This is a genomic window from Sinorhizobium fredii USDA 257 (assembly GCF_000265205.3).
Taxonomy (GTDB): domain Bacteria; phylum Pseudomonadota; class Alphaproteobacteria; order Rhizobiales; family Rhizobiaceae; genus Sinorhizobium; species Sinorhizobium fredii_B.
Map to the genome: position 1 here is coordinate 853,464 of NC_018000.1, position 23,478 is coordinate 876,941.

Below are 23,478 nucleotides of genomic sequence, written 5' to 3' on the forward strand. Positions count from 1 at the left end.
CAAATAGGACCGTTTTTCGACCTGCAAATGACAGGGGCATTTACCCGATGCGACGAATCGCCCGGTTCTGCCTCAGGCAGGGCTCTTCGCAGGGCGATAATATTGCTCGTACCATTCCACGAAACGGGCGACGCCTTCCTCGACGGGCATGGTCGGCTTGAAGCCGGTCAGCGCCTCGAGCAGGTCCGGTGACGCGTAGGTGCGCGGCACGTCGCCCATCTGCATCGGCAGCATGTTGCGCACTGCCGGCCGACCAACGGCCCTCTCGACGGTTTCGACGAAGGTCATCAATTCAACCGGCTGGCCGCCGCCGACATTGACGACGCGGAAAGGCGCCTGTCGGGAAAGCGTGTCCTGCGCCAGATCCGGGCCGACGCGATTGGCTTCGGATGGCGCCACGTGGGAAAGCCGCAGAATGCCTTCGACCAGATCGTCGATATAGGTGAAGTCGCGGCTCATCCGGCCTTCGCCATAGACATCGATCGGCCGGCCGTTGAGGATGGCATCGACGAATTTGAAGAGCGCCATGTCGGGCCTTCCCCAAGGACCATAGACGGTGAAGAACCGGAAGGCGGTGGTCGGTACCTTGTAGAGATGGGCGTAGCTGTGGGCCATCAACTCCATCGACTTCTTCGTCGCGGCATAGAGCGTCATCGGCTCGTCGGTCCGATCCGCCTCGGCAAACGGTATCTTCTCGTTGGCGCCGTAAATCGACGACGTCGATGCCAGCATAAGATGCTTCGGGCCGATCGTCCTGGCAAGCTCGAGGATATTCCAGGAGCCCATAAGGTTCGCGTCCACATAGGCCTTCGGGTTTTCAAGGCTGTAACGAACGCCCGCCTGCGCGGCGAGGTGGATGATGACCTCCGGCTCTGCAAGCTCGGCAGCGCGGTCGAGAGCGGCGCGATCCTCGAGCATCGCGGTGACCGCCTTGAAACCGTTGGAACGCTCGAGGATTGCGTGGCGGCGTTCCTTGAGCTTCACGTCGTAATAGGGCGTCATGCCGTCGAAGCCGACCACGAAATGACCATCGTCGATCAGCCGCTTGGCGACGTGAAAGCCGATGAAACCTGCGGTGCCGGTGATGAGGTAACGCACGGAAACTATCCCAGTTTTCTTGAACTTGATCGTTCATACGAAGAAAGCCGGGCAATGGAAAGACGAAACCGTCACTCCTGTGCACCGTCGAGTTGCTGTTGCAAGGCCGTGAGCACCGATATCGCATGGCCGGAATACTGGCTGATCCAGCGGTCGTGAATGGCTTGGATCGGCAGGGCGTTCAGGTGGTTCCATCGTTCCCGCCCTTCGCGCCTGACAAGAACGAGACTTGCCTCTTCCAACACCTTCAAGTGCTGCATCACCGTGCAGCGGTCGAGATCGGAAAATCGCTCGCACAACATGCCGGTCGTCCGGGGCGCCTCCTTCAGCGCATCGAGAATCTGCCTGCGCAGGCCATTGGCCAACGCCTTGAAAATCGCATCGTCGGTCGAATCAATTGACATGTTATATTTTTATAACATATTATATCCGGACGCAATTGGAAGGAGGACGTCATGGCTTTCGAATTTCGGGTGAATGGGCGAATTGCCCGGCGCGTCGAGGAGGTCTTCGACGCGGTCGTCAATCCGGACAAGCTCAGCCGCTACTTCGTGACGCTCGGCGGCATCAGCGGCCCGTTGGTCGCCGGCGCCACCGTGACCTGGTGGGGCGAGGTCCCGGTTCAGGTGGAGGTCGTCGAACCCCATGAGCGGATCGTCTTCCGCTGGGACGCGATGGTTGCGAAGGAAGAGGCGCCATACCAGACGCGCGTGGAGATGCGCTTCCAGCCGCTCGAGGACGGCGCCACCATGGTGACCATTGCCGAAAGCGGCTGGCGCGAGAACGAGCAGGGGCAGAAGAGCTCCTACCTCAACTGCGAGGGCTGGTCGCAGATGCTCGCCTGCATGAAGGCTTGGGTCGAATACGGCATCAACCTCAGGGAGGGCTATTACGTGAGCGAACTCTCCGGCAAGCCGGCACTCGAGCCGCAAACATAGGAGGAGCGAGCGATGCCAGTGGATATAAAGGGCGGCATCAACATCGCCATGAAGGTACCGAGCCATCAATACAGAGCCGTGGTGGCCTTCTACCGCGATGTCGTCGGCCTGCCGCCATTCGACGAGAAGCAGCCCGCCAAGGGCTTCATCCTCGGTCCGAACCGCCTTTGGATCGATGAAATGGCGCATCTGAGCCAGGCGGAGGTCTGGCTGGAGCTGTTCACCGACGATCACGAAAGGGCGTTGAGCCATCTCACCGCAAACGGAGCGGTGCGCTGCGACGCGGTCGAGGATCTGGGCGAGGGCTTTCGCGGCGGCTGGGTGTTGAACCCCGCCAATATCGTGCACCTCGTGCGCACGCCGGACGCCTGGTGACCTACAGCGCCGCGGGTCTTTTCAGACGCACAAAGGTCGCGGTAGGAATCGCTGCATGTTTTTGTCCTTAAATAGGTGTCCGACTTAAGGATGCATGCACGTCAGAACGCCAGCGGCGCGTCCTCGGCGGGCGTCTCGATCGGGGCATCAACTGGCGGCATTGCCGCGTCCATCGGCGATTGCGCCTGGATCACGACGACCCGGGTGCCTTCCGGCACACGGTTGTAGAGATCGATCACGTCCGGGTTGAACATGCGGATGCAGCCGCTCGAAACGGCGCTGCCGATCGACCAGGCCTCGGTCGTGCCGTGAATGCGGAACAGCGTGTCCTTGCCGTCCTGGTAGAGATAGAGGGCACGCGGTCCGAGCGGGTTGGTCGGACCCGGGTCTATGCCGCCGGCGAGCGGGCCATAGCGTTCCGGCTCGCGGGCGACCATGTCCGATGTGGGAATCCAGCGGGGCCATTGCGCTTTGCGGCCGATGCGTGCCTCGCCGGCGAATTCCAGCCCTGCCTTGCCGACGCCGATGCCGTAGCGCAGCGCCATGCCGCCACCCTGCACGAGATAGAGATATCGGTTCGGCGTGTCGATGACGACCGTGCCGGGAGGCTCGTAGGTGACGTAGGGCACCTGCTGACGCAAGAAGCGCGGATCGACTTTGCTGATGTCGGTCGCAGGCAGCGGGAACGCCTCGTCCAGTTGCGGTCCGTACATCGCCGTGAAATAGGGATCCGGCCCCCGCGGCCGGGGCGGCTGCGCGGTATTCGTCGCGCAGCCCGCCAGCGCGGCTAGAACAAGAAAGAACGTGAGAAGCTGGGTGAGGCGGAACACACACATACTCCAAACAATCTGATGATTGCCACTCCGAGATCGGCAGTCGGCTTCGACTTGTGGGTGAAGCTTCGCTGCGATTCGCCTGGATAATGACAGAATTCTACTGCATGTTTCCTTAAATCGTAGCCGATTTAAGGAAACATGCAGCAATTCAAAGTGCTACGGCGACCTTTGAAAAGACGCACGGCGCTGTAGTGCGGCGAACACGGTGCGGAAAGGGCGACAGGTGGTGGAACTGGGGCGCCCGCTGTGGCGACCTGTTGGACGCGCCATCTTCACTTGCTCCCGCTTCCGCACCGGGTGTATGCCTTTGCCATGCAATGGAGCGATCAGGCCATTATTCTCGGCATCCGGCGGCACGGCGAAAGCTCTGTCGTCGCCGAGGTCATGACGTCCGCGCACGGGCGCCATCTGGGACTCGTGCGCTCCGGCCGGTCGCGGACGATGCAGCCGGTGCTGCAGCCGGGCAATTCGGTGGAAGTGACCTGGCGGGCGCGGCTCGACGAACATCTCGGCGAGTTTCGCATCGAGCCGCTGCAGTTGCGGGCGGCGAGGCTGATGGAGGCGGCAACCTCGGTCTACGGCATCCAGGCGCTCGGCGCCCTGTTGAGGCTGTTGCCGGAGCGCGATCCGCATCCGCATCTCTACGAAGCGCTCGCCGTCATCGTCGACCACCTGCAGGACCCGGCCGATGCCGGCGAATTGTTCGTGCGCTTTGAACTGGCGGTCCTGAACGATCTCGGTTTCGGCCTCGACCTTTCGGAATGCGCGGCGACCGGCAGCCGGGCCGAACTCGTCTACGTTTCGCCGAAAACCGGCCGTGCAGTCAGCCGCGCGGCGGGGGCACCCTATGCCGAGCGCATGCTTGCCCTTCCGGATTTCCTGTCCGGAGCACACAGCGCGGCCGATCACGAGAGCCTCGCCGCAGCCTTCCGCCTCACGGCCTATTTCCTCAACCGGCACGTCTACGAACCGCGCGGCGTCGACGTTTCCTCCGCCCGCGACGGTTTCGTGCATGCGACGCTCAAGGCGCTGAAACCCTCGGCGGCATAAAAAAGGCGCCGCATATCTCATGCGGCGCCTGCAATCAGCGAGAAACCCCGCCTTAGCCGATCTTGCCACCGCCCTGCTTGGTCACTGCGACCACGGCCGGGCGAACCGGCATGTCGTCGCGGAAGTCCGGCCAGCGCGTTGCCGGCTTCTCGTAAGTGGCGAGGCCGGCATCTCCGGGATGCTGCACGGCAAGGAAGAAGGTGTCGCTCGTCGGGTTGAAACTCGGTCCGCACATTTCGGCGCCGACCGGAACCCGGAAGAACAGCTTCGACGTGCCGCGGGCCTCACCTTCCGTATCGATCGCCCAGACACCGTCGGTGCGACCCGTCTCCTTTTCGTTGTTGCCGTCGGTCGATACCCACAGGCGGCCGTCCGCATCGATGGCGCAATTGTCCGGCATGCCGAACCAGCCGTTCTTCGTCGTCGCCGTCGAGAACGAGGCACCGACGTCGGCAACGCTCGGATCGCCGCATTTCAGCAGAACATCCCACTTGGACTTCGTCGATGCGAAATCGCCGTCGGTTTCGGTGATCTCGACGATGTGGCCGAAGGCGTTCTTGGCGCGCGGATTGGCGGCGTCGATCTCGTCCTCCTTGCGCTTGGTATTGTTGGTCAGCATGACATAGACCTTGCCGGTCTTGGCATTCGGCTGGATGTCTTCCGGCCGGTCCATCTTGGTCGCGCCGAGCGCATCGGCGGCAAGCCGGGTATTGATCAGCACGTCGGCCTGCGAGGCAAAGCCGTTCTCGGCCGTCAGCGGGCCTTCGCCGTGGACGACCGGCATCCAGGTGACGGTGCCGTCCTCGTCGAATTTCGCCACGTAGAGCGTGCCGTCGTCGAAGAGGTCCAAGTTGGCGGCGCGGTCGTTCGGGTTGTAGGTTCCCTTGGTCACGAACTTGTAGACATAGTCGTAACGCTCGTCGTCGCCGCTGTAGAGGACGACCCGGCCGTCCTTGTTTACGATCGATTCGCAGCCCTCATGCTTGAAGCGTCCGACGGCGGTGCGCTTCTTCGGCACGGAGGTCGGGTCCATCGGGTCGACTTCGACGACCCAGCCGAAACGGTTCGCCTCGTTCGGGTCCTTCGATACGTCGAAGCGATCGTAGAATTTCGACCATTCATATTGGCCGCCCGGTGCTCCGAGGCGCTTCAGCTGCTTGAATTCCGGATGATCCTCGGCGAGTTCGCCGCCGAAATAGCCGTTGAAGTTTTCCTCGGCCATCATGTAGGTGCCCCAGGCGGTAACGCCGCCGGCGCAATTGTTGATGGTGCCGAAGACCTTCTTGCCGGTCGGATCGGCGGCGGTCTTTACGCGGTCATGGCCGGCCACCGGACCGGAAAGCTGCATCTCGGTGTTGACCGTGATGCGGCGGTTGTACTTGCCGTCGAGAACCGGCTGCCATTTGCCGTCCACCTTGCGGATCTCGATGACCGTGCCGCCATGGGCGGCCATTTCGATGTCGACCAGTTCCTTGGTGTATTCGCCGAGAACGACCTTGTCTTCCTCCTTGCCGTCCTCCGTCACTTTTTCGACGCGCGCGAAGTTGGGGAACATGATCTCGGCATTCGTGTATTCGTGGTTGACGACCAGCAGGCCGTGGTCCGGACTGCCGTCGAGCGGGATGAAGCCGACATAATCGTTGTTGTAGCCGAACTGGCGGTTCTGCGCTTCGGCCGTCTGCTTGAGCGGATCGAATTCCGGGCTGTCGGCGAAGATCTTGTCGCCCCAGCGCAGCAGGATGTCGGCGTCGTATCCTTCGGCGACGTGATGCGTCTCGTCGACGCCGGCCTCGATCTCCTTGAAGCCGAAGCGCGAGGCGCTGCCGCTGGCCCGTGCTTCGTCGGCCGAGAGCAGCGCAAGCGGGCTGACCGTCGTGGAAATGGCCGCCACCGCGAGCGATCCGCCAAGGAACGACCGGCGCGAGAAGCGGCGATTGATGATGTCGCCCATGGTCGGATTGGTGGAACAGTTCTGGCCGATGTCCTCCTGTTCCTCCCTGCGTTCCGTCAGCGTCCTGAATTCGGTTTCTTCCGTCGAGCCGAGATGCTTGTCCATGTCATTCTCCCCTTTGAGGACGATAGAGGCGCCGTTGGTGGCCGGCGTCCATCGTCGCTCTATCAGCTAGCTCATGACAGTTCTGCGACAGTTCGATGAAGAGATTACGGCTCCTCTGCCCGTTAGGAATACTTATCCCTCCGCCAAAGACCTGTGGTTGCGAGGACGAGGGTATTCAAGCGGGATGTCTCCGCTGGCATTCCGGGGTAACTTGTGCGAATCGTTCACTGTCGTCGTGGTGTCGGGGGACCCATGCTTGAGCTTATCGCCCTTGTTGCCTTTGCCGTGGCACTGGCCGCCTTCCTCGGCGGCCGCAGGACCGCAGGCCGGCTCGACGCCGAAATCGAGAGCCTCAAGGCGGAGATCGCCCGGCTCGCTCAACAAGGCCCTGCAGAGGTAGTGCCGGAACTTGCGGCCTCCGAGCGCAAGGAGGCTGAGGTTCCGACCGTGCCCGAGGTCGGGGAACAGGCGGTCCAGGGGCCGTGGTCGCAGGCACGCGAGGGGGCCCGTATCTTCGGCAGCACCCCGGCGGGCACAGAGGACGCCGGGACGGAGGCAAGCAGTGCGCCTGCCGACGTCGCGCCTGTTGCCGCGCGGCCCGCGGAGAGCCTTGAGAGCCGGATCGGCGGGCGCTGGCCGGTCTGGGTCGGCGGGCTTGCGCTGGCGCTCGGCGGCTTTTTCCTGGTGCAGTATTCGATCGATGCTGGGCTTTTGAGCCCGGTGGTCCGCCTGTCGCTGGCAGCGGTGTTCGGTCTGGTGCTCGGCGTCGCCGGCGAAGTGATCCGGCGTCGGGCGGTGCCGACGATTGCCGATCGGTTCCACAATGCGATGATTCCGGGGGTCTTGACCGCAGCCGGCGCCGTCACGCTGTTCGGGGTCGTTTATGCCGCCTACGGCATCTATGGGTTCATCGGCACGACGATCGCCTTCGTGCTGCTGGCCATGATTTCGCTGGCGACGGTCGCCCTGTCGCTGCTACACGGTCAGGCGCTCGCCGGACTGGGCCTTCTCGCTTCGCTTCTGACGCCCCTGTTCGTCTCGACCGACAACCCGAGCCCCTGGGTGCTGTTCAACTTCCTTGCGATCGCGTGGTTTGCGACGATTTCCGCTTCGCGTGTTCGCCAATGGACAGTGGTGCCGACATTGTCGAATGTGGGAGTGGGCCTCTGGGGTCTCGCCTATCTCGTCGGTTCAACGATACCGTTTCAGGCAATGCCGGTGATGGTGTGCCTGCTGGTGATGATTGCCGGCACGGCCCTGATCTGGCCAGGCAGCTTGCGGCGCGAAGCCGTCGCAGTGGAGACGGGCCAAAGCGCACCAATCGTAGCCGGGCGTTGGGAAAGACTGTTCACGCCGCCCCATGCAGCGATCTCGATCTCGGCGGCGATTGTGGCCACAATGCTCTCGCTCCTGTTCATCAGTCCGGCGCTCGAGGCTGCGCGCTTCCCGATCGCCGAGTTCGTGATCGTCATCGCGGCCCTTGGCGCCCACGGTGCCTTGAGGCAAACGGCCGCTTACCCCGCGCTGCTTGCGGCCTTCGGCGCCATCGCCGGCACGTGGACCCTGACCGCGCTTAGCGGCATATTCGCCTATCTCGACCCGACGCTGGCGACGCCGGAGATTGTCGTTCCCGGCCGGACGGCCATGCTGACGGCGATGATCCTGGCGGCACTTTTCCTCCTGCTTGCGTCGGCCGTGCTTTCGCGGCTCGCCGAACAGCGACATTTTGCGATTCTTTGGGCCGGCATCGCTGCCGTCGTGCCGGGCACCCTCATCGGCATGTCGTTCCTGATGACGGGTAATTTGGCCTTTGACCTGCCGCATGGGCTTGCCGCCTTTGCGGGCGGACTGTTCCTCCTTGCCCTCGTCGAGTGGCTCTCCCGCCGCTACGCCGAAACGGCGGAAGTCGATCTTGCCGCCGGTCTTCTGGCGCTGGGCTCCTTCGGCCTCGTGGTCATCGGCCTGCATGCTTGGACGGACGGGCTGGTCACGACACTTGCTATCGCGCTTCTCGGCACGGGGTACACTTTTGCAACGCGTGTCCGCTCCTGGCCGGTTCTGCCTTGGGTGACAGTCGCTTCCGCCATCGTCGTCCTGGCGCGGATTGCCTGGGAGCCAACAATCGTCGGCCCCGGCAGTCTGGGGACAACGCCGGTCTTCAATGCGCTTCTGCCGGGTTACGGCATTCCGGCATTGCTGCTCGTCTTCTGCGCCTATTTCCTTCGTGCTTCACCGGATCCCCGCGTACGCAACCTGCTGCAGGCGCTCGCAAGCCTGTTCGTGCTCCTGACGCTCGCGATTCTCGTTCGCCATGCGATGAACGGCGGCGTGCTCGACAGTTCCGTTCCAACGCTCGGCGAGCAGGCGATCTATACGCTGCTTGCCATCGGCGCCTCCGGCATCTTCATGACGCTCGACGGGAGATCGCCAAGCCCGGTGTTCCGCTATGGCGGCATGGTCCTCGGCGTGCTCTCGATGCTGTCGGTGCTCTCGGCACATCTCGTGGGGCTGAATCCTTATTTCAGCGGCGAGTTGCTCGGCAGCATTCCTTTCTTCGACCTGCTCTTCATCGGCTATCTGCTGCCCGCCATTGGCTATGGAGGCCTCGCCTGGTATGCGCGCGGCAGGCGCCCGCAGGCCTATGTCATGGCGCTTGCGGTGAGCGGCGCGGTGCTTGCCTTCGGCTGGGCGACTTTGAGCGTGCGCCGCTTCTGGCAGGGGGAGAGCGTTGCCGACTGGAAAGGCTTCCTGCAAGGAGAGACCTACACCTATTCGGTGGTCTGGCTGGTGCTCGGCGTTCTGCTCCTCGTGGCGGGCTCGCGCTTCAACGCAAAGAGCATCCGCATCGCCTCGGCCGTTCTGGTCTTCATTGCCGTGCTCAAGGTCTTTCTCGTCGATATGTCGAATCTCGAGGGCTTCCTGCGGGCACTCTCCTTCATCGGCCTCGGCGGCGTGCTGATCGGCATCGGGCTTTTCTACCAAAAGATACTCTCGAGCAGCGGGAACGGTTCGGTTGATCCGCCCGGATCGATCGCGACTGCGGCAGAGCCAAAACAGGGAGCGAGCCAAGCATGACGCGCCTTCACGAACTGGCCGCCGCCTTCGCGCCGCATGACGAGCTTGCCGGCCAGCTTCTGCCGCATGCATTCTCCGGCGACGATGGCTCCCATGACGCCGCCCACCTCATCCGCGTCTGGAAGAACACGGCGCGCATACAGGCGGAGGAGGGCGGCGACAGCCGCCAGCTCGCGGCCGCCGTCCTGCTGCACGATTGCGTCGCCGTCGCGAAGAATTCGCCGTCGCGGGCAGGCGCATCGCGGCTGGCCGCCGAAAAGGCATGGCAGATTCTGGACGGCTTGCGCTGGCGTACGCTGGAAATTTCTGCTGTTGCCCATGCCATTCTGACCCACAGCTTTTCGGCCAACATGGCGCCCGAGACGCTTGAAGCGAAGATCCTGCAGGACGCGGATCGGCTCGATGCCATTGGCATGGTCGGCGCCGCGCGCTGTTTCTACATTGCCGGTCGTATGGGAAGCGGCCTCTATGACCCGCTCGATCCCTTGGCCGAGGACAGGCCGCTCGACGACAAGGCCTTTGCGATCGACCACTTCGAAACGAAGCTCTTCCGTCTCGTCGACGGATTCCAGACTGCTGCAGGGCGTCGCCTGGCGCTGGAGCGACAAACGCGGCTGCGCGGCGTGCTTGCCATGCTGCTCGATGAAATCTAACTGTTTCAGCATGTTGCAGCCACGCGATGAATCGGATCGCGAGCGACCTGAATCGATCTCTGAACTTGGAAAACGCGATGAAAGTCACCGGCCTCAATATCCACCCCTTGAAAAGCGGTCGCGCCGTGCCGCAAACGGCCGTGACGGTCAATCTCGACGGGTTGGCAGGCGACCGGCGATTCATGGTCGTCGAGCCCGATGGCCAGTTCATCACCCAGCGCGAGTTGCAGGCGCTGGCCCAGGTCGAAGCGACACATATCGACGGCGGCGTTCAACTGAAGATGCATGGCAACGAAATCTCCGTCCGCTTCGATCCGGATAGCCGGCTCGCTGTCCGGGTCTGGTCAAGCGACGTGAATGCAGCCGTTGCCGACGACGCCGTGAATGAGGAGCTGTCGGCCTGGTTCGGGCGTCCGGTCAAGCTCGTGCATATGGACGAGGAGGCCGAGCGCTTCGTTGGCGCCGAATGGGCCGGTATCGCGGCGCCGGTCGGCTTTGCCGACGGCTTCCCGGTGCTGATCACGACGACCGGTTCGTTAGTCGATCTCAATCGAACCCTCGTCGAGAAGGACCAAGTGCCGGTCGGCATGGAGCGCTTCCGCACCAACATCCTCATCGACTGCGAGGAGCCTTGGGCGGAGGACCTGTGGGAAAGCGTGGAGATCGCCGGCATCACCTTCGATCTCGTCAAGCCCTGCGCTCGATGCATCATGACCACTCAGGACCAGATGACCGGTGAACGCATTGGTGGCAATCCGATTCAGGGGCTTGCGGAAAAGCGCATGTCCGCGGATCGCCGCGTGCCGGGCGTGCTCTTCGGCTGGAATGCCGTGCCAAGGGGCGAGGGGATCGTCAGGATCGGCGACGAGGCGAGGGTGGTTCGCCGGCGTACCGAACGCTGGCCGATGAAGATACGCAGCATCGGTTGAGCCGCAGCCACGACCTCGCGGCCATCAATTCCTGTGATTGTATCGTCAATAAATTTGGCTTTGCGCAGATTGTGCGCCGCAATAGGATGGCCCTCAAAAAAATAGGAGCTTCCTATGTCCGCTGCCACCCCACCCGCCAAGCATTCCACTGATCACCTGCCTTGGCTGATCATCGCCGCCGGTTCCATGATCGCCATGCTGACCTTCGGTCCCCGCTCGGCCATGGGCTTCTTCCAATTGCCGATGCTCGCCGACACCGGCTGGGATCGAACGACCTTCGGTCTTGCCATGGCCATCCAGAATCTCTGCTGGGGCCTTGGCCAGCCGTTCTTCGGGGCATTGGCTGACAAGTTCGGCACCTGGCGCATGCTGGCGCTGTCCGGTCTTTTCTATTCCAGCGGTTTGTTCATCATGGCCTACGCCAATGCGCCGATCTGGTTGCATGTCGGCGGCGGCGTGCTCGTCGGTCTCGGCGTTGCCTCCGGTTCTTTCGGCATCGTGCTCTCGGCTTTTGCGCGCAATGTCGCGCCTCATCACCGTTCGTTCGTCTTCGGCATTGGTACGGCGGCGGGATCGGCCGGCATGTTCCTGTTCGCGCCGCTGAGCCAGGGGCTCATTTCCGCCTATGGCTGGTCCGACAGTCTCGTCTATCTCGGCTTCCTGATGCTGCTCGTGCCGCTCTTCGCCCTTCCGTTGCGCGGCAATGCCATGTCCGGGCGGCATTCCGAAGCGCTGTCCAAGCAGACCGTCGGCGAGGCCATAAAGGAAGCTCTCGGACACAGGAGCTATCTGCTGCTCGTCTCCGGCTTCTTCGTCTGCGGCTATCAGGTCGCCTTCATCACCGCGCATTTCCCCGCCTATCTCGGCGACATCGGCATCGATGCGCGCTATGCGGTGATCGCGCTCGCCCTGATCGGCTTCTTCAACATCATCGGTTCGCTGTCGGCCGGTTTCATCAGCCAACGCTATTCGAAGCCGTATTTCCTTGTGTGGATCTACCTGGGTCGCTCGGTTGCCGTAGCGGCGTTCCTGCTTCTGCCCCAGTCGCCGACCTCTGTGGTCATCTTCGCGATCGTTATGGGCCTCTTGTGGCTGTCGACCGTTCCGCCGACCAACGCGCTGGTAGCGATCATGTTCGGCACGCGGCACCTCGGTCTGCTCGGCGGCATCGTTTTCCTCTCGCACCAGGTCGGTTCTTTCCTCGGCGTCTGGATGGGCGGCTATCTCTATGACCGCTTGGGATCCTACGATCCGGTCTGGTGGCTGGGGGTCGCGCTCGGCATCTTTGCGGCCATCGTCCATTGGCCGATCGAGGAGCGGGGCGTCGCTCGCCCGGCCTTGGCCTGAGAGATAAGTTCGATGCGTCCGACGATTTGTCGGGCGCATCAGCCTTGAAATCTGTCACAAAACTTTCTAAATCAGTCGCCGCGGCTCAGCCGCTTTTGTTTTGACCTAATTATGCTCACTTTGAGCATAAAGGTGGCCGGAAACGGCGAGAGAGGAGATCTCGATGACCAGTCTTGACCTTCGCGCGGGCGCAACAGCTGCCCCGGCTTTCCTGAGTGCCGCGGCGCGCTACGGTGTCATGGAAAGGCCGGACCTCGCCTTTACACCGGCGGTTGCCCGTGAGACCGAGCACCTCTACGAGAAGGTCAAGGACTTCATTCCGGCAATCGAGTGGGCGGCCTATGCACCCTATGTGCATGCGATCAACCGGCTGAAGAAGGAGCGCAACGCCGTCATCCTGGCGCACAATTACCAGACGCCGGACATCTTTCACTGCGTTGCCGACATCGTTGGCGATTCGCTGCAACTCGCCCGCGACGCCACCAAGGTCGATGCCGAGATCATCGTCCAGTGCGGCGTGCACTTCATGGCCGAGACGTCGAAGCTGCTCAATCCGGAAAAGACCGTGTTGATTCCCGACGCCAAGGCCGGTTGCTCCCTGTCCGAGTCGATTACCGGCGCGGATGTGCGGCTGCTTAAGGAACGCTATCCCAGCGTGCCGGTCGTCACCTATGTCAACACCTCGGCGGATGTGAAGGCGGAGACGGATATTTGTTGCACCTCGTCCAACGTGCTCGCCGTCGTCGAAAGTTTTGAATCCGACACCGTGCTCTGCATTCCGGACGAATATCTGGCGATGAACGTCGCGCGCCAGTCCAACAAGAAGATCCTGACCTGGAAGGGTCATTGCGAGGTGCACGAGCGCTTCACGGCGGCCGAGCTGCTCGCCTACAAGGATGCCAATCCGGGCATCGAGATCATCGGCCATCCAGAGTGCCATCCGGACGTGATCGAAGTCTGCGATTTCTCCGGCTCCACCTCGGGCATGATCAACTATGTCAAGGACAAGCGGCCGCAGCGCGTGCTGCTCGTCACCGAATGCTCGATGGCGTCCAATATCCAGGCGGAGGTGCAAGGCGTGGATTTCGTCAAGCCCTGCAATCTCTGTCCGCACATGAAGCGCATCACGCTGCCGAAAATCCTCGACAGCCTGCTCAACATGACGGAAGAGGTTCTGGTCGATCCGGCGATCGCCGACCGCGCGCGCCTTGCCGTCGAGCGCATGGTGAACCTCAAGCAGTAATCTCGAGCGGAATGAGGAAAACTGCGCGCGGTTTTCAGCTCGCATCCCGTTCAAATTGACATGGCCGGGCCTTTCGCCCGGCGCTCATGCAAGGCCGTTGGAGGAGTTACCGAGCCATGCTGACCGACCATTTCCGCCCGCAATCCTTCAACGGGATCGATGACATCGTCATCGTCGGCGGCGGCCTTGCCGGGCTTTTCTGCGCGCTGAAGCTGGCGCCGCGTCCGGTCACCATTCTGGCCGCCGCGCCGATCGGCCACGGCGCCTCCTCCGCCTGGGCCCAAGGCGGGATTGCCGCGGCGATGAGCACCGGCGACACCTTCGGAAAGCATGTTGCCGATACGATGGCCGCCGGCGCCGGCATCGTCGACGAGAAGATGACCCGGATGATGGTCGCCGAGGGGCCGGCGCGCATCCACGACCTTCTCGAATATGGCGTCCCCTTCGATCGGGATCTCGAGGGCAAGCTGGTCCTGTCGCGCGAGGCAGCGCATTCCGAGCGGCGCATCGTGCGCGTCAAGGGCGACATGGCCGGCAAGGCGATCATGGAGGCGCTGATCGCCGCCGTACGCAGCACGCCATCGATCCGCGTCATAGAAGGCTATGTCGTCGAGGAACTGGTGCGCGAGGGACGCTTCATTTCCGGAGTCGTCGCGCGCCCGGATGCCGGCCAGTCGAAGACCCGCGTATCCTTCCCGGCACGCGCCGTCGTGCTTTGCTCCGGCGGCCTCGGCCACCTTTACGCCGTCACCACCAATCCGTGGGAAGCCTGCGGCCAGGGCGTCGGCATGGCCGCGCGCGCAGGCGCGATCATCGCCGATCCGGAATTCGTCCAGTTCCACCCGACGGCGATCAACATCGGCAAGGATCCGGCACCGCTCGCAACCGAGGCTTTGCGCGGCGACGGCGCGATCCTCGTCAATACGAAGGGCCGGCGCTTCATGCTCGACATCCACCCGGATGGCGAGCTTGCACCGCGCGACGTCGTCTCCCGCGGCGTGTTTGACGAGGTCAAGGCCGGGCGCGGCGCATTCCTCGATTGCACCAAGGCGATCGGCAAGCATTTCCCGGACATGTTCCCGACCGTCTATGCTTCCTGCATTGCAGCTGGAATCGATCCGGTGAAGCAACCGATCCCCGTCGCTCCGGCGGTCCACTACCACATGGGCGGTGTGTTGACGGACGGGGAGGGCCGCACCTCGATCGACGGCCTGTGGGCCGCCGGCGAAGTGACCTCGACCGGCGTCCATGGCGCCAATCGGCTTGCCTCCAACTCCCTGCTCGAGGCGGTGGTCTTCGCGGCGCGGATTGCCGAAAACATCAAGGGCACGCTCCCGACTCCGAAGCTCACGGAATGGGGAGACAATGCCGGCGAAAACGACGATCCGGTGACGGTAGAGGACAGCCCGCCCTTCCAGCGACTGCGCGGCGTGATGAGCGAATGTGTCGGCGTCGTGCGTACGCGAGAAGGCCTGCTGCAAGCGATCCGCGAGATCGCCGAATTGGAGAGGGTCAATACGCGCTTGCGCTTCGCCAATATCATCACAACGGCCAAGCTCATCGCGGTCGCCGCCCTGCAGCGCACCGAAAGCCGCGGCGGGCATTTCCGCGCCGATTGCCCGATCGAGCGTCCGGAATGGCAGCGGCGCACCTATCTGACGCTGGCGCAAGCGGAGCGCCTTGCCGCCGAGGCAGCTGCGGCAGAACCGGCTTGATGCCGCTGCCGCCTCTGCCGCGGAGACAATTGGGAAATTGGAAAGAAGATCATGACAGTCGCCCTACGTCCGGAACTGCCCGCCCTCCTGGTCGAGGAGCAGGTGAAAACCGCGCTCCTGGAAGACCTCGGCCGAGCCGGCGACATTACGACTTTGGCGACCATCGGACCGGACATGACGGCGACCGCAAATATGAGCGCGCGCGAAGCGGGTGTCATTGCCGGCATGGAGCTGGCGCGCACCGCCTTCCGCCTCGTCGATCCTTCGATCCGCTTCGAAGCGCTGGTTGCCGACGGTGATCGCGTCGCACCGGGAATCACGGTTGCGCGGATCTCCGGCCGGGCCCGGGGCGTGCTTTCAGCCGAGCGCGTCGCCCTCAACTTCCTCATGCACCTCTCGGGGATTTCCAGCTACACGGCGAAGTTCGCCGACGAAATCGGCCACACGGCGGCCAAGGTCTGCTGCACCCGCAAGACCATTCCCGGCCTTCGCGCGCTCGAGAAATACGCCGTTCGGCTAAGTGGCGGCTCCAACCATCGCTACGGCCTCGATGACGCGGTGCTGATCAAGGACAACCATATCGCTGTTTCCGGCGGCGTTGCCGGCGCCATCCGTGCGGCCCGCGCCTATTGCGGCCATCTGGTCAAGGTCGAGGTCGAGGTAGACGGGCTAGCCCAGATGCGCGAAGCACTCACCGCCGCACCCGACGTCATCCTGCTCGACAATATGGGCCCGGAGCTGTTGCGCGAGGCCGTGGCCGTCAATGCCGAACATTGGGGCTTGAGCGCCGCCTCCTATGCGGGTGACCTGCGCCGCACTCGGCTGGAGGCGTCCGGCAATGTCAAGATCGAGACGATCCGCGCGCTCGCGGAGTCCGGCGTCGATTACATCTCAACGTCGAAGATCACCATGGCGGCGCCGACGCTCGACATCGGGCTCGATATTTCGATCTGACGCTCCTCCAGCAGGCCATTTCAACTCGCCCAGCGCCGCATCTCCGGAATTGTCGTGGGAACGAGATAGGCAACCGCGCGTTGCTCCTCAAACCGACAGCGAGGAAGAGAACGATGATGATCAGGGTGATAATCGCGCTCGCCGCCACCGTGGGACTGGCGGTCGCTGCCTTCGCACAACAGTCATCGCAGACAGCGACGGCGGAATTCGTCGGCAAGGACGGCACGGACACCGGACGGGCCACGTTGACGTCCGGCGGCAAGGGTGTGCTGATCGAGATGGAGGTCAGCGGCCTACCCAAGGATACGTGGGTGGCCTTCCATGTTCATGAAACGGGACGTTGCGACGTCGCGGGCGGCTTCGAATCTGCCGGCAAGCATTTTGTCGGCCGAGACGAAGGCGCGGAGCACGGCTTCCTGGCTGCCCATGGTCCGCATGCCGGCGACATGCCCAATCAATATGTGGGTGCGGACGGCGTCTTGCGCGCCCAGCTGTTCAGCAGCTTCGTCTCGCTCGACGACAAGGCAACGGCCATTCGCGGACGTGCTCTGGTTATCCATGCGCGTTCGGACGACAACCGCAGCCAGCCGGCAGGGGATGCCGGCGACCGGCTCGCCTGCGCCGTGATTAAATAGTGCATCACCCAAAAGTCTGCAGCGGTTTTGGGATAGAGCCATGCATAAAAACAAGGACCTAAAGCGCGCCTCGTGAATGCGGCGCGCCTAGGATCATCGTCCGCCGACCTTGAGCCCCGGGGCAGGGCGCTCGTCGAGAATCTGTCGGCGAAAGCGGAAAAGCGCAGCCGGCCGGCCGCCGGTGGAGGCAAGGGTTCCTCCGGTCGGCTCGACGAGTTCCGCGCCCTCGACCAGCCGGCGGAAGTTCTGCTTGTGCAGATGGCGGCCGGAGATCGCCTCGACCGTTGCCTGAAGGTCGGTAAGGGTGAATTCCGGCGGCATCAATTCGAAGACCACCGGCCGGTATTTGATCTTGCCCCGCAGCCGGGCGACGGCGGTCGCGACGATGCGGCGGTGGTCGTGCCGCATAGCCAGCCCGGCCGCCGGCGTGTCGGGTTCGCGGCCATGGCCGTCGATCACCGCTTCGCGCACCAGCCCGGCTTCATAAAGCAGTTCGTAGCGTTCCAGCACGCGCTCCTCGTCCCAGGGGAAATCGTCGAGCCCGAAGGCCAGCCGCACGCGCGATCGGCGTTGCGCACTCGCAGCGGATTTCTCGTCGCCGGCAAGGCCGGCTTCCCAGCGGGCAAGTGCAGGCAGGATCGTCTGGTCGAGCACGGCAGGACGTCCGTGCCGCCAATCTTCCCAAGGCAGATAGCCGTGCCAGTCCCGCCAATGGGCGCCGGCTTCCGCCAATCTCTCGTTGTTTTCGGCGTCGGTGCGCGTCAGCGCCAGATAGCCGACGGAGACCATGTGCTTGCCTTCTTCACCCGGCAGGCGCTGGCGTCCGCGATCGCCGAAGGTGTAGAGCTGCTCAATATAGCCGAGCTTCAGCGCCGTTCGTTTTTCGACGCGGGCGCGCAGGCTGGCCTCGAAAGTGCGGTGGCGGGCTGGATCGAAGGGGCCGAAGGGCAGGCTGTCGCGCATGTCGCCGTCCGTTTCGCTGACCGCGAGGATGCGCGGACTGCGGTTGACGACGGCAACGATGACCGCGTTGAGGCCAATCTCGACGGTGACCGGCACTCCTTCAGGGTGCATAGCGCTCATTTTCCGGGAGAAGACGCAGGAAGAAGGGCGCATTGCCGTCGGCGTCCGCACCGCGGCCGATTGCCCGCACCGCGGCGACGAGCCGTCCTTGCCGCGACAGCGCCTCGTCGCCGATCTCGATGATGCGTGTGTTCGGCGTCGCGAAGGGCGAGGCGAGCCGCAAGCGTTTTACGAGCGCCTCGTCGTCCTGGTCCGGCGCGACGGCGAGAGCTGCGATCAGTGCCGCGGCGGGCGAGCGGGAAATCCCCATCCAGCAATGGACGAGGAGCGGTCGCGAGCGGTCCCACTTGCGGGCGAAGTCGATGATCTGCGCGACATGTGCCTCCTGCGGCGCGATCAGATCCCCCGTTCCGGCAAAGCTGATGTCGTTGACGCCGATCGTCAGGTGCTTGGTCGCGTCGATCACTCCCGGTCGGTGAAAATCCTGTCCTCGTGCCACCAGGCTGAGCATCTCGCGGCAACCGTGGCGGACGGCCATTTCTGCGATGCGGCCGAGCGGCGATACGACGATGCCTGCCATGTCAGGCCTCCTGGCTCGTTTTGGTCCACTCCGCTTCCAGCGAAGTGAAACGCGCGGCGAAAAGCCGCTGCGCATCGACCGCCGGCAAGGGATCGATCAGCAGGGTCTCGCGCGTGACGCCACGCGGCTGGCCGAAGAACTTGCGCGCCTCCTCCGGTGAAAAGCCGGCAAGTTCGGTCGCTTCGAAATAGGCGGCGACGCGGTCGGCTTTCTTGATCCGCTCCTTGAGCTCCTTGGGGGTATGGGGCGGCAAGCCGAAGCGCAGATGGACGGCGCTTCCGAGCCGCTTCTCCACCGCCTTGTAACCTCCGCCGACCACGGCCTTGAACGGCGAAATCATGTCGCCGATGACATATTCGGGCGCATCGTGAAGGAGCGCCATCAGGCAGTCGCCCGCGTTGCAACGGTTGGTCCGGCGAAAGATATCTTCGACCAACAGGCTATGCTGGGCGACGGAAAAGGCGTGATCGCCAACTGTCTGGCCGTTCCAGCGGGCCACCCGGGCAAGGCCGTGGGCGATATCCGAAAGCTCGACGTCGAGCGGCGAGGGGTCGAGCAGATCGAGCCGTCGACCGGAAAGCATCCGCTGCCACGCGCGCGCATTCATCATGCGCTCGCCTCGTCCGCCTCGGCCGGAAAGGCAAGACCCGTCCAGCCGGGCAATGTCAAGGTGACCGGCACGTCGCCGGCGAGGATCGGGTCGCTCTTGGCGATCGCTTCGCCCGCCTTGTCGATGCGCACGATCGCGAGGGCTGCCTTGTCCTGGACGGTGCCGAGCGCGCCGATCGGACGCCCGTTGATGGTAAGGCTCGTGCCCGTCGGCGGGAGCGGGGCCTCGCCGGAGACGATCACGACACGGCGCCGCGCCGTGCCCCGGTGCTGCATCCGCGAGACGACCTCCTGGCCGACATAGCAGCCCTTGCGGAAGGAGAGACCACCGTTCAGATCCATCAGCACGTCATGCGGAAAGGCGTCCTGCAGCGCGTAGTCTCGGTTCACGACGGCGATACCGGCCGCAATCCGCAGACGATCGTAGTCGGCGATGCTGGCCTCAGCGTCCGCTATTGCGTGATAAAGACGGAATACGGGCAGCCCGGCCCTCTCGAACCGATGGTCGCGATAGCTGCCCTCGGGCCGGTCCTCCTCCCCGAAAACGACTGCGACCGGCGCCGGCGTGAGAAGGGAGAGCTCCACCGCCGATCGCAGCTTGTACATGGTCAGTCGCTTCAACAGCGCCTCGACTTGATCGAGGGACGTTTCAAGCCGCAACGCCTCTCCATCGCGGGAGATCAGGAAGTCGAAAAATATCTTGCCCTGCGGCGTCAGCAGCGCCCCTGGCCGCACTTCGTCCTCAGCCAGCGCGCCGATGTCGGTGGTAACCAGGCTCTGCAGCAGCGTGCCGGCATCCGTGCCGGAAACGCTGATGATCGCGCGGTCGTCGAGGCAAAGTTTGGGCATGGTTTCGAATCCCGTTCTCTCTGCTGCATGCTTCCTTAAATCGTATTCGATTTAAGGAAAAAGATGCAGTAATTCAAAGATGCTACCGCGGCCTTTGTGCGTCTGAAAAGCCGCACGGCGCTGTAGTCGAAGAGGTAGGATTTTCGCCGGTGAAGGGCAAGCGTGCCGGTCAATCGCCGGCGACGAAGAATTTCCACTGGCCGTCGGGCGCGATGCCAACGCGGTAGAAATTGTAGTTGCCCAATTCTTCCATGCCAGCGAAATCGCCGGCGGTCACCAGCCGGAAGAGGTCGACCTTCTCCGGAGGGGTCAAGGAAGACAACGGCTTCTCGGCGAAATAGGGCCAGACATAGGCCTCCTCCGGCGTGCCCTTGTCGGCATGGACGAAGCCGGTCGAAAGAACATCGAGCAGGATTGCAAGGATTTCGACGCCATCCTGGTCGCCGGACAACCCTTTGAGAATTGCGATCGGGTCTTCATCGCCGCCGCTGCCGCTTACCTGGGTCTGGGTCGGTCCCTTGCCAAGCAGCGGACGAAGCCGCTCGATGTCGCCGGAGGCGGCCGCCTCGACGATCAGTTCGCGCATGCGGGCGACTTGCGCCGGAATTTTCGAGACGTCTGTCAGAACCTCGACCGGTTGGACCACTTCTGGCGCGGCATCCTTGGCCTCGGTCGCGGACTTGTCGACAAGCGGATCGGGCATCGGAATTTCGAGCGGCTCCTCCGACTCGGTCTCGGGTGCCGCCGCCGGCGTCGCGTTCTCTGCACTATCGGCGGGAGCGGGACGAGGCGCGCCCTTCAATTCGCTCAATGCGAATGCCGCCGGAGCCGCCATTGGGACATAGAGAACGGCGCCCGCCAGCAACAACATGACGAGGCGCACCGCTCTGGCACGGCCTGCAAGGTTCCGGGTCATGGGCAGTCCTGATACTATTGGATTGAGCGCTGTGGCGAGAATTCTCCGGCGAGCATGCGCTCACGAAGCGAATTCAGCATGACCTCGGCGCCATCTTCGCCATGCAGCCGAATGGTTTCGCGCATGGCCAACGCAATTGCCGCGTCGGCAATGATCTCCGGCTCGATCCCATCCGCCATGCCGTCCGCCCAGGCTTCGTTCTGGTGTTCCAGAGCCGCCTGCATTTTCTCATGAACGATCATGTCGTCGATGTCGGTCAGGCTTGGTTCCATCATTCGTTCCATGCGGCTTCCATCACGTGCACTTGTCCAACCTAGCGCCTCTCTGCTGAACCGCAACTGAACGGACAGACAGGCCGGTCACTTCTTACTACTCTCTTAACGGACTTTAGCAGCCTTTTCCCGAAACGACACGGGCGGGCGGAAAAAGAGGTTAATTTATCCCTAATTTCCAAAGCGCGCGACGATTTCGGATGCGAGTGTTGCACCTTCGGCACGGTATCGCTCTTCGGCGATCGTCGCGGGCTCCGTGCAGCTCGTATAGACCGCGGCGAAGGTTCTATACCCGCGGTTGAACGCGGCCGTCATGCGCTCGCGCCGCTTCGGCTCGTCGGCGGTCTCCTTGTCGATCAGGTCCTGCATCGAGCGGCGCCAGGCGTCTTCAGGCTTGCCGAGGCAGAGATTGCGCAGATAGTGAACCGACCCGAGGATTTCGGCCAGGCGGACAAGGCGCGGCTCATAGGGAGGCGGTTTGTCTTCGACGGCAGGCGGCGCGGCCTGCGGCTCCTGAGGGGCGGGGGAGGCCTCCTGCGCGGCAGCCCCTGCTGCGATCGCGAGCATGTTGCCGGTCAGGAGAAGTCGGAATAGGAGTGGCGCTACGGTCATCAGTCCATCAAATCCGAATCGGCTCCGCTTGCAAGGGCGTCGCGGCTCGGGCGGATCGACGGCCGAATGCGGGTCAGTTTTTCCACACAATGTCGGACGCTCTCCGGAATGGGCAGGGCGAAGATCTCCTCCGGCGTGAACCAGCCGGCATCTGCCGCGTCGTCCGAAGCGATGGCCTCGCAATCCGGATCCGCCTCCACCGTGAAGACGGAGAGCAGGAAATGCCGGCTCTCCGATTGGCTCGGGATAAGGTCATAAGTCTCGAAAAGCACCGGATCGCGGCCGCAGATCCCGGTCTCTTCGGCGAGTTCGCGCAAGGCCGTTTCCGGAGGTGTTTCGCCGGGCTCCGCGCGGCCGCCCGGAAAGGCATACATGTCGGCCGATGGCGGGTTGGCCCGGCGGACGAGCAGGTAGCGTCCATTCCGCTCGATAATGGCGGAGGAGGCAAGTTGGGGCTGGCGTGTCATTTGCTGATCTAGATTCATATGGTCGTTGACCCATCCTACGTGAAGTGCCACATCCATGCCATGTGCGGACGTTTTGCGCTGACGGCGAGCCCCGAAGAACTGTTGGAGCTGTTTGGCCTGCTGAAGGTGGAAGACTTTCCGGCGAGGTTCAATATCGCGCCGACGCAGCCGATCCTCATCATCGTCGCTTCCGAGCGGCCGGAACCGGGCAGCAACCTGCCTGATCGCAAGGCCATGCTCGTCCGCTGGGGCTTCACCCCGGGCTGGGTGAAGGATCCGCGCAGCTTTCCGCTGCTCATCAATGCCCGCGCCGAGACCGCGACGGAGAAGGCCGCCTTCCGCGCCGCGATGCGTCACCGCCGCATTCTGGTGCCAGCATCCGGCTTCTACGAGTGGCATCGTCCGCCGAAAGGCAGCCCTGATGCCTCGCAGGCCTATTGGGTTCGACCGAAGAAGGGCGGCATCGTTGCTTTCGCCGGTCTCATGGAGACCTGGTCGTCGGCCGACGGATCGGAGGTCGACACTGCCGCCATTCTGACCACCGGCGCGAACAAGGTGATCCGACGCATCCACGATCGCATGCCCGTGGTGATCCCGCCGGAGGAATTTTCCCGCTGGCTGGACTGCACGACGCAGGAACCGCGCGCCATCGCCGACCTCCTGATTCCGGCGCCTGAGGATTTCTTCGAGGCGATACCCGTATCCGATAGGGTCAACAAGGTCGCGAATGTCGGCCCCGGCCTTCAGGACGAAGTAACACCCGTCGCATCGGCGAAAAGAACTCCCGCCGAGGACCGTGAGAAAGACAACGGACAGTTGACCCTCTTTTAGAGCGAGCTCCGCCCTGTCGTCGGACGCTTGGCGAGTTTCTTGGCGGCAGGTTTGGCTTTCGCCTGTAGTGCAGCGGCAAGCACAGCCTTGAGGCCAAGCGGCCGATATTTCGCCACGAGATCGGCTGCTGCTGGCTTGGAGCCGGACGTTGTGGAGCCGGGCGTCTTGGCGGGTTTCATTTGCAGTCTCCTTGATGCTTCCCTAGATCGGAAACGCTTTGTCTTCGCTTTTGTGCCCGAAAACGGCGTTTCTCCTTGTTCCGCGGGAAACACGGGATCCGATGCAGCACGAACTGCAGCCCGAATCACGTTTCCCCGCCGGCGATCCCGTCAAGCCAAATCATGACAAATCCATGGCCGGGTTCTGGCGTTCACGCCCACCTTTGCTTGCATGCGGCTGACCTCTTGACCGACGC

Annotated in this window: 25 protein-coding genes; 12 read left to right on the plus strand and 13 right to left on the minus strand. The window is 63.2% G+C overall.

The window, feature by feature from the left end:
• Nucleotides 1-72: 72 nt before the first annotated feature.
• Both USDA257_RS03955 and USDA257_RS03960 read right to left on the minus strand, forming a co-directional pair.
• Nucleotides 73-1,098 carry an NAD-dependent epimerase gene (locus USDA257_RS03955; protein ID WP_014761589.1) on the minus strand — a complete coding sequence of 342 codons (1,026 nt, stop codon included), beginning with the start codon at nucleotides 1,096-1,098 and terminating at the stop codon, nucleotides 73-75.
• A gap of 71 nt (nucleotides 1,099-1,169) precedes the next feature.
• On the minus strand, nucleotides 1,170-1,502 hold the full coding sequence (locus USDA257_RS03960) for an ArsR/SmtB family transcription factor (protein WP_014761590.1): 333 nt from the start codon (nucleotides 1,500-1,502) through the stop codon (nucleotides 1,170-1,172).
• Between the two features lie 51 nt (nucleotides 1,503-1,553).
• Here USDA257_RS03960 and USDA257_RS03965 point away from each other — a divergent pair, with 51 nt between their 5' ends.
• Together USDA257_RS03965 and USDA257_RS03970 are read left to right on the plus strand one after the other, a co-directional pair.
• On the plus strand, nucleotides 1,554-2,036 hold the full coding sequence (locus tag USDA257_RS03965) for an SRPBCC domain-containing protein (RefSeq protein WP_014761591.1): 483 nt from the start codon (nucleotides 1,554-1,556) through the stop codon (nucleotides 2,034-2,036).
• Nucleotides 2,037-2,048: 12 nt separating this feature from the next.
• Nucleotides 2,049-2,411 carry a VOC family protein gene (locus tag USDA257_RS03970; protein ID WP_014761592.1) on the plus strand — a complete coding sequence of 121 codons (363 nt, stop codon included), beginning with the start codon at nucleotides 2,049-2,051 and terminating at the stop codon, nucleotides 2,409-2,411.
• A gap of 101 nt (nucleotides 2,412-2,512) precedes the next feature.
• Here the strand turns inward: USDA257_RS03970 and USDA257_RS03975 are convergent, their stop codons facing one another.
• Nucleotides 2,513-3,247, minus strand: a complete 735-nt coding sequence (locus tag USDA257_RS03975; RefSeq protein WP_014761593.1) for a L,D-transpeptidase — start codon at nucleotides 3,245-3,247, stop codon at nucleotides 2,513-2,515.
• A gap of 312 nt (nucleotides 3,248-3,559) precedes the next feature.
• On the opposite strand from USDA257_RS03975, the gene recO reads away from it, so the two are divergent.
• Nucleotides 3,560-4,297 (plus strand): DNA repair protein RecO, encoded by a 738-nt coding sequence (gene recO / locus USDA257_RS03980; RefSeq protein WP_014761594.1) that lies wholly within the window; start codon nucleotides 3,560-3,562, stop codon nucleotides 4,295-4,297.
• 52 nt (nucleotides 4,298-4,349) lie between these two features.
• On the opposite strand, the gene USDA257_RS03985 is transcribed toward recO, so the two are convergent.
• Nucleotides 4,350-6,353: a PhoX family protein gene (locus USDA257_RS03985; RefSeq protein ID WP_014761595.1), complete on the minus strand. Its 2,004-nt coding sequence runs from the start codon at nucleotides 6,351-6,353 to the stop codon at nucleotides 4,350-4,352.
• Nucleotides 6,354-6,605: 252 nt separating this feature from the next.
• Here USDA257_RS03985 and USDA257_RS03990 point away from each other — a divergent pair, with 252 nt between their 5' ends.
• From USDA257_RS03990 to USDA257_RS04025, 8 genes are all read left to right on the plus strand, one after another.
• The gene (locus USDA257_RS03990) at nucleotides 6,606-9,428 is read left to right on the plus strand and encodes a DUF2339 domain-containing protein (RefSeq protein ID WP_014761596.1); all 2,823 of its coding nucleotides are present in this window, start codon (nucleotides 6,606-6,608) and stop codon (nucleotides 9,426-9,428) included.
• The gene (locus USDA257_RS03995; protein ID WP_014761597.1) at nucleotides 9,425-10,081 is read left to right on the plus strand and encodes an HD domain-containing protein; all 657 of its coding nucleotides are present in this window, start codon (nucleotides 9,425-9,427) and stop codon (nucleotides 10,079-10,081) included. The genes USDA257_RS03990 and USDA257_RS03995 overlap by 4 nt, the downstream gene beginning before the upstream one ends.
• 77 nt (nucleotides 10,082-10,158) lie before the next feature.
• The gene (locus USDA257_RS04000; protein WP_041414942.1) at nucleotides 10,159-11,010 is read left to right on the plus strand and encodes an MOSC domain-containing protein; all 852 of its coding nucleotides are present in this window, start codon (nucleotides 10,159-10,161) and stop codon (nucleotides 11,008-11,010) included.
• Between the two features lie 114 nt (nucleotides 11,011-11,124).
• A complete protein-coding gene (locus tag USDA257_RS04005; RefSeq protein WP_014761599.1) occupies nucleotides 11,125-12,357 on the plus strand; it encodes an MFS transporter in 1,233 nt (410 codons plus the stop codon).
• A gap of 163 nt (nucleotides 12,358-12,520) precedes the next feature.
• Nucleotides 12,521-13,600 (plus strand): quinolinate synthase NadA, encoded by a 1,080-nt coding sequence (gene nadA / locus USDA257_RS04010; RefSeq protein ID WP_014761600.1) that lies wholly within the window; start codon nucleotides 12,521-12,523, stop codon nucleotides 13,598-13,600.
• Nucleotides 13,601-13,716: 116 nt separating this feature from the next.
• Complete coding sequence (locus tag USDA257_RS04015) at nucleotides 13,717-15,315, plus strand: L-aspartate oxidase (protein ID WP_014761601.1); 1,599 nt, start codon at nucleotides 13,717-13,719, stop codon at nucleotides 15,313-15,315.
• Between the two features lie 51 nt (nucleotides 15,316-15,366).
• Nucleotides 15,367-16,269: a carboxylating nicotinate-nucleotide diphosphorylase gene (gene nadC / locus USDA257_RS04020; RefSeq protein ID WP_014761602.1), complete on the plus strand. Its 903-nt coding sequence runs from the start codon at nucleotides 15,367-15,369 to the stop codon at nucleotides 16,267-16,269.
• Nucleotides 16,270-16,385: 116 nt separating this feature from the next.
• Entirely contained in the window at nucleotides 16,386-16,904 is a 519-nt protein-coding gene (locus USDA257_RS04025; RefSeq protein ID WP_161623521.1) for a superoxide dismutase family protein, read from the plus strand.
• A gap of 93 nt (nucleotides 16,905-16,997) precedes the next feature.
• On the opposite strand, the gene USDA257_RS04030 is transcribed toward USDA257_RS04025, so the two are convergent.
• From USDA257_RS04030 to USDA257_RS04065, 8 genes are all read right to left on the minus strand, one after another.
• Nucleotides 16,998-18,020, minus strand: a complete 1,023-nt coding sequence (locus USDA257_RS04030) for an NUDIX hydrolase (RefSeq protein ID WP_014761604.1) — start codon at nucleotides 18,018-18,020, stop codon at nucleotides 16,998-17,000.
• Nucleotides 17,968-18,507, minus strand: a complete 540-nt coding sequence (locus tag USDA257_RS04035; protein WP_014761605.1) for a tyrosine phosphatase family protein — start codon at nucleotides 18,505-18,507, stop codon at nucleotides 17,968-17,970. The genes USDA257_RS04030 and USDA257_RS04035 overlap by 53 nt, the downstream gene beginning before the upstream one ends.
• Nucleotide 18,508: 1 nt before the next feature.
• Entirely contained in the window at nucleotides 18,509-19,117 is a 609-nt protein-coding gene (locus tag USDA257_RS04040) for a YfbR-like 5'-deoxynucleotidase (protein WP_014761606.1), read from the minus strand.
• Complete coding sequence (gene ygfZ, locus USDA257_RS04045; RefSeq protein ID WP_014761607.1) at nucleotides 19,114-19,965, minus strand: CAF17-like 4Fe-4S cluster assembly/insertion protein YgfZ; 852 nt, start codon at nucleotides 19,963-19,965, stop codon at nucleotides 19,114-19,116. The genes USDA257_RS04040 and ygfZ overlap by 4 nt, the downstream gene beginning before the upstream one ends.
• Nucleotides 19,966-20,134: 169 nt before the next feature.
• Nucleotides 20,135-20,881, minus strand: coding sequence for a hypothetical protein (locus USDA257_RS04050; RefSeq protein WP_014761609.1), 747 nt, complete (start codon nucleotides 20,879-20,881; stop codon nucleotides 20,135-20,137).
• A gap of 14 nt (nucleotides 20,882-20,895) precedes the next feature.
• A complete protein-coding gene (locus tag USDA257_RS04055; protein WP_014761610.1) occupies nucleotides 20,896-21,165 on the minus strand; it encodes a hypothetical protein in 270 nt (89 codons plus the stop codon).
• Between the two features lie 159 nt (nucleotides 21,166-21,324).
• Nucleotides 21,325-21,765: a TIGR02301 family protein gene (locus USDA257_RS04060; RefSeq protein WP_041413899.1), complete on the minus strand. Its 441-nt coding sequence runs from the start codon at nucleotides 21,763-21,765 to the stop codon at nucleotides 21,325-21,327.
• Nucleotides 21,765-22,232: an NUDIX hydrolase gene (locus tag USDA257_RS04065; RefSeq protein ID WP_041414944.1), complete on the minus strand. Its 468-nt coding sequence runs from the start codon at nucleotides 22,230-22,232 to the stop codon at nucleotides 21,765-21,767. Before USDA257_RS04065 ends, USDA257_RS04060 begins: the two co-directional genes overlap by 1 nt.
• A 60-nt stretch (nucleotides 22,233-22,292) precedes the next feature.
• Between USDA257_RS04065 and USDA257_RS04070 the strand changes: the two genes are divergently transcribed.
• Nucleotides 22,293-23,063 carry an SOS response-associated peptidase gene (locus USDA257_RS04070; RefSeq protein WP_041413900.1) on the plus strand — a complete coding sequence of 257 codons (771 nt, stop codon included), beginning with the start codon at nucleotides 22,293-22,295 and terminating at the stop codon, nucleotides 23,061-23,063.
• Here USDA257_RS04070 and USDA257_RS04075 read toward each other — a convergent pair.
• Complete coding sequence (locus tag USDA257_RS04075) at nucleotides 23,060-23,242, minus strand: hypothetical protein (RefSeq protein WP_014761614.1); 183 nt, start codon at nucleotides 23,240-23,242, stop codon at nucleotides 23,060-23,062. The genes USDA257_RS04070 and USDA257_RS04075 overlap by 4 nt on opposite strands.
• Between the last annotated feature and the right edge of the window lie 236 nt (nucleotides 23,243-23,478).

Bases quoted from the DNA above. Each gene is read 5' to 3' on its own strand.
- USDA257_RS04005 (WP_014761599.1), top strand. From the start codon at position 11,125: ATGTCCGCTGCCACCCCACCCGCCAAGCATTCCACTGATCACCTGCCT.
- USDA257_RS04070 (WP_041413900.1), top strand. From the start codon at position 22,293: ATGTGCGGACGTTTTGCGCTGACGGCGAGCCCCGAAGAACTGTTGGAG.
- USDA257_RS03965 (WP_014761591.1), top strand. From the start codon at position 1,554: ATGGCTTTCGAATTTCGGGTGAATGGGCGAATTGCCCGGCGCGTCGAG.
- nadA (WP_014761600.1), top strand. From the start codon at position 12,521: ATGACCAGTCTTGACCTTCGCGCGGGCGCAACAGCTGCCCCGGCTTTC.
- USDA257_RS04035 (WP_014761605.1), bottom strand. From the start codon at position 18,507: ATGGCAGGCATCGTCGTATCGCCGCTCGGCCGCATCGCAGAAATGGCC.
- USDA257_RS03970 (WP_014761592.1), top strand. From the start codon at position 2,049: ATGCCAGTGGATATAAAGGGCGGCATCAACATCGCCATGAAGGTACCG.
- USDA257_RS03990 (WP_014761596.1), top strand. From the start codon at position 6,606: ATGCTTGAGCTTATCGCCCTTGTTGCCTTTGCCGTGGCACTGGCCGCC.
- USDA257_RS04000 (WP_041414942.1), top strand. From the start codon at position 10,159: ATGAAAGTCACCGGCCTCAATATCCACCCCTTGAAAAGCGGTCGCGCC.
- USDA257_RS03985 (WP_014761595.1), bottom strand. From the start codon at position 6,353: ATGGACAAGCATCTCGGCTCGACGGAAGAAACCGAATTCAGGACGCTG.
- USDA257_RS04040 (WP_014761606.1), bottom strand. From the start codon at position 19,117: ATGATGAATGCGCGCGCGTGGCAGCGGATGCTTTCCGGTCGACGGCTC.
- USDA257_RS04075 (WP_014761614.1), bottom strand. From the start codon at position 23,242: ATGAAACCCGCCAAGACGCCCGGCTCCACAACGTCCGGCTCCAAGCCA.
- recO (WP_014761594.1), top strand. From the start codon at position 3,560: ATGCAATGGAGCGATCAGGCCATTATTCTCGGCATCCGGCGGCACGGC.
- USDA257_RS04025 (WP_161623521.1), top strand. From the start codon at position 16,386: ATGATCAGGGTGATAATCGCGCTCGCCGCCACCGTGGGACTGGCGGTC.
- USDA257_RS04015 (WP_014761601.1), top strand. From the start codon at position 13,717: ATGCTGACCGACCATTTCCGCCCGCAATCCTTCAACGGGATCGATGAC.
- USDA257_RS04055 (WP_014761610.1), bottom strand. From the start codon at position 21,165: ATGGAACGAATGATGGAACCAAGCCTGACCGACATCGACGACATGATC.
- USDA257_RS03960 (WP_014761590.1), bottom strand. From the start codon at position 1,502: ATGTCAATTGATTCGACCGACGATGCGATTTTCAAGGCGTTGGCCAAT.
- USDA257_RS04030 (WP_014761604.1), bottom strand. From the start codon at position 18,020: ATGCGCCCTTCTTCCTGCGTCTTCTCCCGGAAAATGAGCGCTATGCAC.
- USDA257_RS03995 (WP_014761597.1), top strand. From the start codon at position 9,425: ATGACGCGCCTTCACGAACTGGCCGCCGCCTTCGCGCCGCATGACGAG.
- USDA257_RS04060 (WP_041413899.1), bottom strand. From the start codon at position 21,765: ATGACCGTAGCGCCACTCCTATTCCGACTTCTCCTGACCGGCAACATG.
- USDA257_RS04065 (WP_041414944.1), bottom strand. From the start codon at position 22,232: ATGACACGCCAGCCCCAACTTGCCTCCTCCGCCATTATCGAGCGGAAT.
- ygfZ (WP_014761607.1), bottom strand. From the start codon at position 19,965: ATGCCCAAACTTTGCCTCGACGACCGCGCGATCATCAGCGTTTCCGGC.
- USDA257_RS03975 (WP_014761593.1), bottom strand. From the start codon at position 3,247: ATGTGTGTGTTCCGCCTCACCCAGCTTCTCACGTTCTTTCTTGTTCTA.
- nadC (WP_014761602.1), top strand. From the start codon at position 15,367: ATGACAGTCGCCCTACGTCCGGAACTGCCCGCCCTCCTGGTCGAGGAG.
- USDA257_RS04050 (WP_014761609.1), bottom strand. From the start codon at position 20,881: ATGACCCGGAACCTTGCAGGCCGTGCCAGAGCGGTGCGCCTCGTCATG.